At 71.6% G+C, this 12,573-nt stretch carries 11 protein-coding genes, 1 tRNA gene, 3 pseudogenes and 1 riboswitch; of the genes and pseudogenes, 10 read left to right on the top strand and 5 right to left on the bottom strand.

Annotation, left to right across the window (positions count from 1 at the left end):
* The 3 genes and pseudogenes from IF89_RS0132545 to IF89_RS49740 form a co-directional block, all read left to right on the top strand.
* Positions 1–572, top strand: a 572-nt coding sequence (locus IF89_RS0132545) for an IS5 family transposase (protein ID WP_234327959.1), incomplete at its 5' end; no start/stop codon positions are given.
* 4 nt (positions 573–576) lie between these two features.
* Entirely contained in the window at positions 577–903 is a 327-nt protein-coding gene (locus tag IF89_RS0132550; RefSeq protein ID WP_030775761.1) for a hypothetical protein, read from the top strand.
* A gap of 51 nt (positions 904–954) precedes the next feature.
* Positions 955–1,074, top strand: a pseudogene (locus IF89_RS49740) (DUF3470 domain-containing protein); the annotation flags it as partial.
* 168 nt (positions 1,075–1,242) lie between these two features.
* Here the strand turns inward: IF89_RS49740 and IF89_RS38640 are convergent.
* Positions 1,243–1,575, bottom strand: a complete 333-nt coding sequence (locus IF89_RS38640) for a hypothetical protein (protein ID WP_234327960.1) — start codon at positions 1,573–1,575, stop codon at positions 1,243–1,245.
* Positions 1,569–2,510, bottom strand: a complete 942-nt coding sequence (locus tag IF89_RS0132560; protein WP_030775764.1) for a hypothetical protein — start codon at positions 2,508–2,510, stop codon at positions 1,569–1,571. Before IF89_RS0132560 ends, IF89_RS38640 begins: the two co-directional genes overlap by 7 nt.
* A gap of 1,209 nt (positions 2,511–3,719) precedes the next feature.
* Between IF89_RS0132560 and IF89_RS48085 the strand changes: the two are divergent.
* Positions 3,720–4,025: pseudogene (locus IF89_RS48085) on the top strand (PfkB family carbohydrate kinase); the annotation flags it as partial.
* 28 nt (positions 4,026–4,053) lie between these two features.
* On the opposite strand, the gene IF89_RS0132570 reads toward IF89_RS48085, so the two are convergent.
* Complete coding sequence (locus IF89_RS0132570; protein ID WP_063831377.1) at positions 4,054–5,358, bottom strand: serpin family protein; 1,305 nt, start codon at positions 5,356–5,358, stop codon at positions 4,054–4,056.
* Positions 5,359–5,423: 65 nt separating this feature from the next.
* On the bottom strand, positions 5,424–6,746 hold the full coding sequence (locus IF89_RS0132575) for a glycoside hydrolase family 18 protein (protein WP_030775773.1): 1,323 nt from the start codon (positions 6,744–6,746) through the stop codon (positions 5,424–5,426).
* Between the two features lie 266 nt (positions 6,747–7,012).
* On the opposite strand from IF89_RS0132575, the gene IF89_RS0132580 reads away from it, so the two are divergent.
* From IF89_RS0132580 to IF89_RS42810, 6 genes and pseudogenes are all read left to right on the top strand, one after another.
* Positions 7,013–7,552 (top strand): hypothetical protein, encoded by a 540-nt coding sequence (locus IF89_RS0132580; RefSeq protein ID WP_030775777.1) that lies wholly within the window; start codon positions 7,013–7,015, stop codon positions 7,550–7,552.
* 63 nt (positions 7,553–7,615) lie between these two features.
* Positions 7,616–7,692, top strand: a tRNA-Trp gene (locus IF89_RS0132585).
* Positions 7,693–7,790: 98 nt separating this feature from the next.
* Positions 7,791–7,929, top strand: a riboswitch (cobalamin riboswitch).
* Positions 7,930–7,972: 43 nt separating this feature from the next.
* On the top strand, positions 7,973–8,965 hold the full coding sequence (locus tag IF89_RS0132590) for an ABC transporter substrate-binding protein (RefSeq protein ID WP_051807978.1): 993 nt from the start codon (positions 7,973–7,975) through the stop codon (positions 8,963–8,965).
* Positions 8,962–9,990: a FecCD family ABC transporter permease gene (locus IF89_RS0132595; protein ID WP_030775783.1), complete on the top strand. Its 1,029-nt coding sequence runs from the start codon at positions 8,962–8,964 to the stop codon at positions 9,988–9,990. Before IF89_RS0132590 ends, IF89_RS0132595 begins: the two co-directional genes overlap by 4 nt.
* Entirely contained in the window at positions 9,987–10,793 is an 807-nt protein-coding gene (locus tag IF89_RS0132600; RefSeq protein WP_030775788.1) for an ABC transporter ATP-binding protein, read from the top strand. The genes IF89_RS0132595 and IF89_RS0132600 overlap by 4 nt, the downstream gene beginning before the upstream one ends.
* 392 nt (positions 10,794–11,185) lie before the next feature.
* Positions 11,186–12,029: pseudogene (locus IF89_RS42810) on the top strand (IS5 family transposase).
* Positions 12,030–12,041: 12 nt separating this feature from the next.
* Here IF89_RS42810 and IF89_RS0132615 read toward each other — a convergent pair.
* A complete protein-coding gene (locus IF89_RS0132615) occupies positions 12,042–12,392 on the bottom strand; it encodes a hypothetical protein (RefSeq protein ID WP_030775798.1) in 351 nt (116 codons plus the stop codon).
* Positions 12,393–12,573: the final 181 nt, after the last annotated feature.

Here is a 12,573-nt window from a genome sequence, read left to right on the forward strand (position 1 = left end):
GCGACACCACCTTTTCGATCATCTCGACTGGGGGCTCGAGTCATACCGGGGCCGAAGGCCGGGAGCCCCATTGCGAGGCCACGAAGACGGTAACGGGGCTCCAGAAAGGCCCGTTGCCAGTCGACCGGGGAAGGGCCGGCTCCAAGCACCACCTGATCACCGACGGATACGGCACCCCGCTCGCGGTCATCCTCGCCGGCGGCAACCGCAACGATGTCACCCAGCTCCTGCCCCTGCTTGATGCCGTCCCGCCCGTCCGAGGAAGGCCCGGGCGGCCTCGCCGCAAGCCTCAGTCAGTCTTCGCCGACCGCGGCTACGACCACGACATCTACCGCGACCAGGTCCGGGCCCGTCGGATCCTCCCCGTCATTGCCCGGCGCGGCACAGCCCATGGCAGCGGCTTGGGCACCTACCGATGGGTGGTCGAGCGCACCTTCGCCTGGCTCCACGGTTTCAAACGACTCCGCGTCCGCTGGGAACGCCGAGCCGACATCCACGAAGCCTTCCTCAAGCTCGCGTGCTGCCTGATCACCCACCGCCAGGTGCTGGCCTTGGTCGGCCCGGCAGACTGATCGCATGAACCGAGACGCCCTGCAATCCGCACTGTCCCAGGACGGCTGCATCTCTGCGCGCGCAGCTCTGGCCGAGTTGAAGGCAGGCGCAGACTTCGAGGTCTTCTTGAACCAAACGGCTTCTGCACAACAGCTCTGGGACATCTGGTCCTGGCGGCATGAAGTCATGCTCGACACGGGCGTCATACCTCGGCCCGGACTTGCGGAAGCCATCACCGGACTACAGGCCGCTGGAACAGCTCGGGTCTACATGGCGACCGTCACTGGATCGCAGAGACGTTTCACGATCTTCCTGTCGGAAGACCTCACCCAGTGCGTCGCCTGCTGGTGACTACCTCATTGTGTTAGGGACTCTAAGTGGGCGGACTGCACCGAGCTCAACGCCGACACCGCCGACAAGTGGCCGGTGATTACCTCCAAGGCCGATGCACCCTCGGAGTGGGAAAACTGGAGGCACGTCGAGCCCGAGAAGCAGCACTTCAACCCGGCACCCGGGCTCTGAGCCCACCCATCGCTGCCCACCGGGCTTCGGCCGCCTCGGCCAGGCCCCAGGCGCCCTGGCTGTGGGCGGTAGCGGGTGGCTGTTCAGCTCAGGCCGGTGACGGTGACGCGGGCGCCGAACAGCATCGGGTGTGAGCACTTGGAGTACAGGAAATCCCGGCGATAACGATCATGGTCCGGTCGGTGCGACGGTGCTGCCGCGGTTCTCGTACTCGCGGCGGGCTTTGCGCTGTGCCGGAACCGCCAGAGAGCCCGGGCCGCCGTCGAGCGGCTGGCAGCGGGCGAGGAGTCGGTGGTGCACGGCGGGGACGGCGCTGACGCGCAGGGTGTAGCCCTGGCCGCGCCGTACGGTCACCCCTTGGTCGAGCGCGGCCCGCTCGACGTCGTTCAGCTCGGCGGCGCGGAGGAAGTCGGCGACCTGCCCGGCATGTCGAGGGTGACCGGCAGCTCTGGCGCCGGGGAGGGGTTTCGTCGGGCTGGCGTTCGTGAACGGGGTCACCATCGTGCGCGCGGCACGCCGTCGCTGTCGGGTAGCACGGCTTGAAGCAGTGGACTGCGTTCGTCGGTATCGAGGGACAGGGCGCAGGCCGCTCGGGCGTCGGCTACCAGGACAGCGAGCTCCTGGTACTGGGTCTCATCGACGGTCACACCTCTGATCGTTCCGTCCTTCGTCTCCCAGACGAAGTCGATGTGCCATTCGGACGGCAGTGCGGCCAGGACCGCGCCGACATCGGGTTGCAGGTCGGGCCAGACGGTCAGCAGGGCGCGCGGGCCGAGACCGGCGCGCACCGTGTTGAGGTTTTCTGTCGTGAGACGGTGCCAGCGCGTGGCGTTGACCGTGTGGGTTTCCTCCAGGAGCAGGCCCTGTCGCGCCAACAGCTCGGTGCGTACCGTCGCCCAGAAGCCCTCGTCGGCGGCTTCTGTCACCTCAGGTTCCGCGGCGTAAGGGGAGGCCGACAGCTGTTCCGCGAAGAGGCCGAGTTCCCGCGTACGGGTCACGGCGTCCGTGCAGGGTCGGTCGCTGCCCACGTACACGTACTGGTCCCATCCGACGTGCACGGTAAAAACGTCTCCTGCCTCCAGCCGACACCAGGCGCCCTGCTCACGGAGCATGACGCGGATCAGCTCCAGGGCCACCGCCAAGGAGACCTCGGCCCCGTCGTGGTAACCGGTGAGGTCAGCCGGGAAGAGACCGCTAAGACCGTGTCCCTCGACCGCCGACTGGGCACCGAAGTGGACGACCCCGGTGACGGAGGGCTCACGGATCTCCAGCCGGTCGATGCCCGCAGCTTCCGCGAACGCGGAGATTGCCTCCAGGTACGCGGCCTCGACCGGCCCGTGGTCACTGACGGCCTCCTCCGCTCCCCGGTACCTGCCGTGCTCGTCACGGTCGGCGGGGTCGTACTTCGTGATCCGGTGAACGAAGGCAGGCGGCACGCTACTCCTAGACAAGGTGGAAGGTAGCGCCAGCCTAGGTCCCGAGCCGAACTTGCAGTTCGCGGTTCCGCTGCACAGCCCGACAGATCTTTCTGGTGACAGAAGGACTGCCGAATGAGCGCCTGTGACAAGCCGGATGCCTCGCGTGTGACAACCAGGCTGCCTCGGTCGTCCCCCCTCACCAGCTCAGCCGGTCCCGCTGGTGAAAACTCCTGAGCTTCGGCTCAGCCGCACCCGAACTCAAGCACGCGGCGGCGACCGCAGCACCCTGGACACCCCCGACAGCGCCGTCGGCATCCACTCACCACCAGCCGAGACCTCGCCTCCCCGCCGCCGGTGCCCCGCTCACCCTCAGCAGCCCGCTGAACTGGACGTTCCGCAGGGCTGCCGTCGGCCGGCGCTCTCCAATAAGGTGCCGCCGGGAGAGTCTCCGGGGGGGGGCGGACGCGAACGGCGTACCGCCGTATGGCGTCACATGGTGCGGAGCGCACCGGCAGGCCGGGTATGACGACGGGGGAGTGGGGGCGCAGGACACGGACGATCGATCTCGCCTGCTGCCGGCTCCTGTGACCGGTGAAGTCTCGTGCGCGCAGGCGCGGGACACGGCGCGGCTGTTCCTCGACCAGCTGGAACCTGCGCTTCTTCGGAGCGGCGGGAGGACGTACTGACCGTGGTGAGCGAGCTGCTCGCCAATGCCCGGCGCCACGCAGGCGGCGTCACGCAGAGAGCGAGCAGCACCTCCGCGCGGGATTCTGCGGTGCCGACCCAGCCATGAAGGGGGCCGGCGCAGGGTGCCGACGCGATGGGCCGACCCGGTCGTAGCCATCGCGTTCTGCCTCGCATCCATGGACGGCGGGCTGAGATTGATGAAGGTCCCGGCCACACCAGCAGCCCTCGTGGCTGCTGTTATCTACCTGGCTTGGTCGGTTCTGCTGCTCTTCGATCTGTTCCCCTGGACCGCTCCCCACTTCGGCATCAAGCAGAGGTTGCTGCGGCGCCCGCTGTCCCGCGGAAGCGGACGTGGAGCGCGAGCGTTCCCGGCGGGGTCTACCGCGCGTGCGCGGGCGGCCGCGGCCTCCAGGTACGGTCCCGGGCGGGGCCCGGAGCTATTGAAGGTAGCTCTCCGGGCCCCGCCGTACGTGCGGGACGGCTCAGGCGGTCGTTGCCGGCGCGAGGAGCGCGAAGAAGGTCGCCCCGCTGAGCGGCCTGGTGAAGACCTCCTGCCCGGCCGACGCGCAGGCCCTCGTCGACACCACCGATCCGCGCGAGGCGGCCGCGCGCCTGCGCGCGCTCGGCGCCCGTGCCGTCGCGGTCACCGCCGGCGCCGGCCGGCTCCTGCTCGACGACGGCCGCGGCGCGCACTACCACCCGATGCCCGTGAACCCCGCGCCCATCGACGCGACGGGCGCGGGCGACTGCCTCACGGGCACCGTCACCGCCCGGCTCGTCCTCGGCGACTCCCTCGCGGACGCGGTGGCATTCGGCACCGCCGCCGCATCCCTCTCGGTGTCCGGCCGCGGCGGCACGGGGTGGGTCCCGGCCTTCAGCGAGACGGCGGAGCTGGCGGCGGCGCACCGGGGAAGGACGGCGGGGTCAGGGGCCCAGCACCGGGGAAGGGCGGCGGGGCGAGCGGGCCCGCGCCCGGCCGGGGCTCCGCCGCCGGTGCCGGATCGGTGACCCAGCCCGCGGCGACGACCAGTCGGGACGCCCGGTGGACGGCCAGGAACCCGAACGGCCGGTCGAAGCGCAGATCGGCCCGCCGGGCCCGGTGGACCGCCTGCCGTACTGGGGCCCCTCCGGGCCTTGCGGCGATGGCGGTGACGGCCGCCGCCTCGAACCCCTCGGCGTGGAAGCGGGCCATCGCCGACTGCCGTGCGGAGCTGATCGCGAGGGGCTCGGTACTGATGCCGGGGAAGTGCCCGTAGCCGCTGTCCGTCGCGGTGAGCAGCCCGAACAGCGCCGCGTCCGCCAGCAGATCGTGCTCCGCCGACAGCTGGAAGACGACGGTGGCCACGGTCAGTCGGGGCTCCGGGCCGAACGCGTCCACCGTCTCGATGACCAGTCCCGGTCCGGGGCTTCCGTCCCGGAGGGCGGCTCCGCCCACGCAGGGGACGGTTCCGGAGACGGCCGCGACACCGGTCGCCACCACCTCGGCGGCCGGCGCGGCCGGGCCGCCGAGGAGCAGGTGCACGTCCACGTCCGTGCCGTCGGCGCCGGTGACCTCCAGGACGGTGACCGGCCCCGCCGGGCCCTCGGCGACCCGGACCGGATCCAGCGAGGACGTGCTGCGCAGCAGCTGCCGGATGCCGCGGCCCGCCCACGGACCCTCGGCGGGTCGGCCCGGCAACTCCCGGAACGGATCTGCCCACTTCAGGGTCAGCGCGAGCGCGGACGCGAGCACGAGGCGGGTGTCGTGCCGCACGGAGACCGGCATGCGTTCGATCAGGCCGCCCGTCCGGTCCGCCGCCCACCCGTCCAGGGCCTTCGTGTCGCCCTCCGGGTCACCGGTCAGCGCCCCCCTGGTGCCGGGCGGGAGCTTCGCCGTCCAGCCGTCGCGCAACGGCAGGTCTGCGGCGGTCCACAGGCCGGTCGCCGTACGCAGGCCCCGTACGCCGTCCAGCCCGGCCAGCAGCCCACGTGCGGCCCCGGCCGCCTCCTCGGCGGGTATGCCCAGCGCCTCGGCCAGTTCGTCGCGGGCAGGTCCGGCGGAGCCGTCCGCGAGCAGGGCCAGCAGCGGCCAGACCCCGGCCGCGGTGAACACCGTCCCCGCGCCGCCGGCCGCCGCTCGTGCGGCCCAGCGGGCGGTGAGGCGGTTGACGGCCAGTACCGTCGCATGCGTGTGCGTCATGCGAGGCAGCGTACGTGGAGGGACGCCGCCGGGCCGGACGGAACCCCACGGCCCGGCGGCGCCGGTCAGCGGCCGCGCAGGCCCCGGTCGACGGCCGTCATCAGCTCGCCGTCGGCGGTGTCCGCGTCCAGCGACCAGAACATCGCCCCGCCGAGGCCGTGTTCGCGGATGTAGCCGGTCTTGGCCCGCAGCACCTGCGGGTCGTCGTACGTCCACAGGGTGGTGCCGTCGAAGAGCCAGGCGTGACCGCCGCGCCGGTCGCGGTGGACCTCGTAGGAGCCGGAGTCGGCGAGCTTCTTCAGCGCCTTGTAGTCCTCGTACCCCGCGGCCCACGTGGCCGGCGCGGGTCCCGTGGCGGGTTGGCCCATGCCGTCCCCGCCGCCGCTGACGCCGGTCCAGCCCTGCCCGTAGAAGGGCATGCCCATCACCAGCTTGTGCGCGGGCGCGCCACGCCGCTTCCAGGCCTCCACAGTGCCGTGCACGCTGAAGTCGCCGCGGGCGTACAGCGCGGACTGCTGCGCGGTCCTGGGTTCGCCGGAGACGTGGAAGTCGTATCCCTGCAGGGTCACGAAGTCCAGGTCGCGCATGATCCGCCGGACGTCGAAGCCGGCGTCGATCTTGGCGGGGGCGGTCGGGACGAAGGCGGTCAGCTCGTACTTCCTGCCCCGGTCCTGGCTGCGCGCGTAGGCGTCGAGCTGGGTGCGGAACTCCCTGACCAGCTCGGTGAAGTTGCGCTTGTCCTCGGGCCGGAACGTCGTGTCGGTGTCGCCGGCGGAACCGGGCCACTCCCAGTCGAGGTCGATCCCGTCGAACACGCCGGCGGCGGCTCCGGCGCCCCCGCGGGTGCCGTCCTGCGGCAGGTTCCCCTTGATGTAGAGGTCGATGCAGGACTCCACGAGGGCCTTGCGGGAGGCCGGCGTGAGCGCGGCGTCGGAGAAGTGGGTGGACCAGCTCCAGCCGCCCAGCGAGATCAGCACCTTGAGGCCCGGGTGCTTGGCCTTCAGCTCGCGCAGCTGGTTGAAGTTGCCGGCGAGCGGCTGGTCCCAGGTGTCGGCGACCCCGTCGACGGAGTTCGCGGCGTCGAGCGGGCGGGCGTAGTCGGCCCAGGCATCGGCCTCGCCGGGCACGTTCCCGGTGAAGCACTTGCCGTCCGCGCTGACGTTGCCGAAGGCGTAGTTGATGTGGGTGAGCCTGCCGGCGGAACCGTTCGCCTCCAGGTCCTGGACCTGGAAGTCCCGCCCGTAGACGCCCCACTGCGTGAAGTAGCCGACCTTCTTGTACGAGCGGCCGGATCCGCCCGCGTCGTCGCCGGCGGCGGGGGCGAACGCGGTCAGGAGGGAGAGGGAACAGGCGGCTACGGCCAGTCTGCCGAGCATGCTGCGGCGCATGGGCTTCCTTTGCGGAGGCGAGGAGGGGGCGTGAGCGCGTGCGGCGGTGCAAGCCGGAAACTATTGGTCTGGACCAGCCGGGTCAAGGGGGGCGTCGGAAGTCTGCCGGGCCGAGGCACAGGAGTGGCCGACTCGCGCGCGACGCAGCGGGTACCACGGGCGGCGGTCCCGCCCACCGCCGACAGCATCTGCCCGCGCCACCGACGGCGGCTCCCGCCGGACCGGCCCCGGATGCGGCCGTGCCGTCTCGGTAGTGTGTGCGAGTGATGCTCACCGACGACCGACAGTTCCCCGACGACCGACAGTTTCCCGCCGCGCTGGCTGCCGCGCTGGCCGTGCCCTTCGACCACGCGGACGGCGACGGGATCGACTTCGAGCCCCTCGACGCCTTCCTCCCCGCCGAGGACACCACCGACTGGTTCCGGGCGTGGACCGGGAACAACGAGCTGGACGGTGACGCCTTCCGCGTCTTCGGCCAGGACGGCACGGGCGGTTACGCGGCCTTCTGGCTGGTCCGACCGGACCGGCCGACGGCGGAACAGCCCGTCGTGTTCCTCGGATCCGAAGGGGAGACGGCCGTCGTCGCGCAGGATCTGGGCGACTTCCTGTGGCTGCTGGCCGACGGCTGCGGCCCGTGCGAGGCGGCCCTGTACGGGAGCGAGGGGCCCTCTCGTCCGGACGGCGCCCTGACGGCCGTGGCCGAGCGGTTCGCACCGCAGGCGCGCCGCCCGGCCGCCGCCGTGCTGGAACGGGCGGCACGGGAGTTCCCCGACTTCGGCGACACCATTACAGAGCTGTGCCGCTGACCCGGCGCGAGCGGTAATGCGCTGGAGCCCCCGGCCCGGCCGTGCCAAGGTGGGTCCTGCCGAAGGGGTGTAGCTCAGTTGGCCAGAGCAACGGTCTCCAAAACCGTAGGCCGCAGGTTCGAGTCCTGCCGCCCCTGCCATGCATGCGCACCACCGTCCCTCGGGCCGGGCCCCGCCGGGGCCCGGCCCGACGGCGTGTGCGCCGCAAGCGGTCCACCCCACCCCACCCCACGAGGGCGTTCTGGCACACTGGGGGCGTAACCAGGCGGTGCAGGACAGGAAACCGGTGCGATTCCGGTGCGGTCCCGCCACTGTGACCGGTCCACCGCGTGCGGTTGACCGGGAGTCAGACACTGACGCACCGCCTCTTCTCCTCCACGTATCGACCAGGGGACGCGGATCCCCCGGAGAGGCCCTGCCGTGTCACGTTCCCGCGCCACCCTGCGCGCGTTCACCCCCGTCGCGCTCCTGATCTCCCTGACCGGCTGCGCCGGTTCGCCCGGTACCGGCCGCGACGGGGCCGCCGCAGGCACCGCCGCCCCCGGCTTCCCGTACTCCGTCACGAACTGCGGTGTGAGCAGCACCTACCAGCATCCGCCGCAGCGCGCCGTCACCATGAACCAGCACGCCACCGAGCTCATGCTCGCCCTCGGACTGGGTGACCGGATCGTCGGCACCGCCTACCTCGACGACGCCGTGCTGCCCGCCTACCGGCCCGCCTACGACAAGATCAAGGTACTGGCCGGGGAATACCCCTCCAAGGAGGTCCTGCTCGGCGCCGAACCGGACTTCGTCTACGGCGGCTACTCCAGCGCCTTCGACAAGGCGCAGGGCCGCGACCGCGAAGGCCTCGCCGCGTCCGGCATCGACTCCCGTCTCAACATCGAGTACTGCACCGAGGGAGGCGTCGGCCTCGACCAGCTGAAGACCGAGATCACCGAGGTCGCCCGGACCTTCGGCGTGCCCGAACGCGGCACGAAGCTCATCGAGGACGAGCAGCGCCGCATCGACGCCGTGGCCCACCGCGTCAAGGACCGGCCGCGGCCGACCGTCTTCGCCTACGACTCCGGCGAGGCCTCCGCCTCCACCTCGGGCGGCAACGGCATAGGCAACGAGATCATCTCCCTCGCCGGCGGCACGAACGTCTTCGCCGACCTGAAGGACACCTTCGGCGACGTCGCCTGGGAGAAGGTCATCGAGCGCAAGCCCGAGGTCGTCCTCATCTACGACTACGGCGGCACCGGCGTCGAGGCGAAGAAGCAGCGCCTGCTGAACGACCCGGCCCTCGCCGAGATCCCCGCGATCAAGAACCGGCGGTTCGTCGTCCTGCCGCTCTCCTCGGTCGTCCTCGGCGTCCGTGTGGCGGACGCCGTGGAGGCCCTGGGCGGCCAGCTCCACCCGAACGCGGCGTGAGGCTCCGCACCGGAGCGGTCCTCGCCGGGCTCGCCGCCGCCCTCGCCGTCTCGGCGACGGCGGGCCTGGCGCTGGGCCCGGTACGGATCGCCCCCGACCGCGTACTCGACATCGTCCTCGGGGGCCTGACGGGGGACCGGCCCGTCGGGGCCTTCGCCTCCATCGTGTGGGACGTGCGCATGCCCCGGGTCCTGCTCGGCGCCGTCGTCGGCGCCGGGCTCGCCGTGGCGGGCACCGTCCTGCAGGCCCTCGTCCGCAACCAGCTCGCCGACCCCTTCCTGCTCGGGGCGTCCTCCGGCGCCTCCGCCGGAGCCGTCCTCGTGATCGTCTTCGGTACCGCCGCGGCCGGCTTCGGCCTGGGAGTGCCGCTCGCCGCGTTCCTGGGTTCCCTGATCGCGCTCGTCGCCGTCTACGCGATGGCCCGCCGCGGCGGCACCATGACCACCGGCCGGCTCATCCTGGCCGGCGTGGCCGTCCAGTACGTCCTCTCCGCCCTCACCAGCCTCGTGCTCGTCCTCGCCGCACACCCCGACCAGGTCCGCTCCGTGCTGTTCTGGACGCTCGGCGGCCTCGGCGGCGCCCGCTGGGACGAACTGGCCGTGCCCGCCCTCGCGCTGACCGTCGGCGGCGCCCTGCTCCTCACCCTCGCCCGACCGCTCGACCTCCTCCTCGCCGGGGAGGAGGGCGCGCACACCCTGGGCCTGGACACCGGACGCTTCCGCGCCGCCGCGTTCGTCGTGACCTCGCTCGTCATCGGCGTGCTCGTCGCCTGCAGCGGGGCGATCGGCTTCGTCGGGCTGATGGTCCCGCAGGCCGCCCGGATGGCCGTGGGTGCCGGGCACCGCGCGCTGCTGCCGGTCGCCGCGCTCGGCGGCGCGGTGTTCCTGGTCCTGGCCGACCTCGTCGCCCGTACGGCCGCAGCTCCCGAGGAGATACCGGTGGGCGTGGTCACCGCCCTCGTCGGCGGGCCGTGCTTCCTGTGGATGCTGCGCCGTTCCGGCCGGATCGAAGGGGTGACGGGATGACGGACGCGACCGGGCCGGTGCGGCCCGCGGAACTCGCCGTGCAGGGCGTGGCGTACGAGACCGGCGGACACACACTGCTGCACGGCATCGACCTCGCCGCCCGGCCGGGCGAGACGGTGGGGGTCGTCGGCCCCAACGGCAGCGGCAAGACCACCCTGCTGCGCTGTGTCTACGGCACCCTGCGCCCCACCGCCGGCCGGGTGCTGCTGGACGGCGCGGACGCGGGCGCACTCACCGTCAAGGAACGGGCCCGGCGCGTGGCCGTGGTGCCGCAGGACGCGAGCGGCACCTTCGGGCTGACCGTCCGCGAGGTCGTCGCCATGGGGCGCAGCCCGCACAAGCGGTTCTGGGAGCAGGACGGTCCGGACGACGTACGGCGCGTGGACCGCGCCCTGGACACCGTGGGGGCCGCCGCCTTCGCGGCCCGACGGTTCGACGAGCTGTCCGGGGGCGAACGCCAGCGCGTCCTGGTGGCCCGCGCCCTCGTCCAGGACCCGGGGCTGCTCGCCCTCGACGAGCCGACCAACCACCTCGACATCCGCTACCAGTTGGAGGTCCTCGGCCTGGTCCGGTCACTGCCCGCCACCAGCCTGCTCGTCCTGCACGACCTCAACCTGGCCGCGGCCTTCTGCGACCGCCTCTACGTCCTGACGGGCGGCCGCGTCGCCGCTTCCGGGCCGCCCCGGGAGGTACTCACCGAAGAACTGCTGGCCGAGGTGTACGGGGTGCGGGCCCGTGTCGGGGTCCACCCCGACACCGGAGCACCCCACGTCGTGTACGTGCCCGCCGCAAGCTGCCGGTAGCCGCAGGGACGCGGTACGGACTTCGTGCCGCGCCCTTGCGGGGGGTCCCTGCGGGACCGCGGGACGGCCTGGGTCCCGCGGCCGTGCGAGGTCCCGTGCGGGACCGCTCACGGGCCTCCGTACACCGCCTTGAGCTTGTCCTGCGCAGGATGGGACCGGCCGGCCGGGCCCGCCGCGAACACGCGCAGGAGGAACGGTGGACTCGGGCGCGGTCCTCACCGACGGGCATGTGGGCGCGCCGCCGCTTCACGGGCAACGGCCGGTGCTGGTGTACACACCGGACGGCGACGCCTCTCGCACGCTCGGCACAACCCTCCCTGAGGACCTGGCGAGCCACGACCGAGTGGTCGTCCTCGTCGATCCGCGAGACCCACGTTCCGACACCCCCGTGGATGGCACCTGGGGCGTTTCTTACCGATCATCGGATCGTTGGTCTGGCCGTGCCGTTGACTGACGCGCAGTGGGCGCGGATAGAGCCGTTGTTGCCGGACCGGACACCGAGGCGGGGCGGGCGGTGGCGCGATCACCGACAGGTGATCGACGCGATCGCCTGGAAGTTCCAGACCGGCTCGCAATGGGTGCACCTCCCCGCGGAGTACGGCTCGTGGAAAGGCGTATACACACGGTTGAGGAACTGGGCGATCGATGGCACCTGAGATCGCGTCTTCACTGCCCTGCTCGCCCAGGCCGATGCGGACGGCGAGCTGGACTGGGTCGTCGCGGTCGACTCCACGATTGTGCGCGTGCACCAGAACGGCGCCGGGGCCCGTAAAAAGGGGCCCCGGCTGATGAGCCCGCCGACCACGCGATCGGACGGTCGCGTGGTGGGCCTTCGTGCTCACGCCCGGCCAGGCCGGAGACGCGCCGGCGTTCGATCGCGTGATGGCTGCCATCCGGATCCCACGTCGTATCGGCAGGCCCAGGACCAGGCCCTTCATGGTGCTGGCCGACAAGGCGTATTCGTCACGAGCCATGCGGGACCTTCTGCGAAGGCGCGGAGTACGGACTGTGATCCCGCAGCCTGCCGACCAGATCGCCAACCGCATGCGCAAGGGTCGCAGCGGCGGGCGCCCGCCCGGATTCGACCGCGAAGCCTACAAGCAGCGCAACACCGTCGAGCGCTGCATCAATCGCCTCAAGCAGTGGCGCGGCCTGGCTACCCGCTACGAGAAAACCGCCACGGTCTACCGCGCCGGTCTCCTCCTTGCGGGCATCTTCCTCTGGTCCGCCCGCTGATGAGCAGCCGGCTCAGGGGCGGAGACATTCACCCTGCGGATCGAAGCAGACGAGGCCGTGCTCGCGGGCCAGTTCAGCGGCGTACTCGGACACTTCCTCGGCCTTGGCGTAAGACATGACCAAGTACACGATCGGGCCCGATGCCTCATCGATGACCGGTGTCGACGCCCACACGACGTTGTGGTCGACGTCATCCGGGTACCGCGCGACGAGGGCATCCACGTACGCCACGATGCGCGGCGCCGGAGGCACAACGACATCGTCCGACTCCAGGTAGCGCTCGTAGAACCCGTCATACATCGAGCCCGCTTGGCGGTCATCGACTGGACGGTCACCGTCCCATACAGCAAGGTCATGGCTCACAGACGCATCGTTGCAGGCGGCAGTTCTGCCAACGCGAGCAGGTCTGCACTCGGATCTCCGCTCATGATCCGTAAGAGAGCTCCTAGTGTCCTGAGTCGGAGATTCGTCGTTGGTCTGGTGTGAGTCGTCCTGGACCGAAGATCCCGCCGGTGGTGCTCTCTGATGCCGAGCGGTCGATGTT

Origin of the sequence: Streptomyces sp. NRRL F-2664 (genome assembly GCF_000719345.1) — a bacterium.
Taxonomy (GTDB): Bacteria; Actinomycetota; Actinomycetes; order Streptomycetales; family Streptomycetaceae; genus Streptomyces.